The following is a 430-nucleotide window of genomic DNA, read 5'->3' as shown; positions in this document are numbered from 1 at the left end:
TTGGCTACCCCTGTCGGAATGGTGGACCAATCCGGATTTCCCCGCCGGCCGGCGCTGGTGCAGGGCCTGCTCCAGGGCATCCAGGACAAAACCGGCATCGGCCGTCCGGGACACCCGCCAGCCGACGATCCGACGGGCAAAGGCGTCGATGATGAAGGCCACATAGACGAACCCGCTCCAGGTGGAGACATAGGTGAAATCGGACAACCACAGCTGATCGGGCCTGTCGGCCCGGAACTGCCGGTTCACCCGGTCCAGCGGACAGGGTAAGGCCTTGTCGGCAATGGTGGTTTTCACCGGCTTGCCGCGAATGGCACCCCGCAGGCCTATCTCCCGCATCAGCCGCGCGACCGTGCAGCGTGCCACCTGGATGCCCTCGCGCTGCAACTGCCGCCAGACTTTGCGGACCCCATAGACCTGGAAATTCTCA

General features: G+C 64.7%; 1 protein-coding gene. It reads right to left on the bottom strand.

Going from position 1 to position 430, the window contains the following annotated elements; all coding sequences use genetic code 11:
• On the bottom strand, positions 1-430 hold a 430-nt coding region (locus ACM9LZ_RS26025), incomplete at both ends, for an IS3 family transposase (protein WP_416622400.1).

The organism is Niveispirillum fermenti, assembly GCF_048066175.1.
In the GTDB taxonomy this organism is placed as follows: domain Bacteria; phylum Pseudomonadota; class Alphaproteobacteria; order Azospirillales; family Azospirillaceae; genus Niveispirillum; species Niveispirillum fermenti.
Note: the sequence above shows the minus strand (reverse complement) of the source record. Positions and strands in the feature narration are given on the sequence as shown.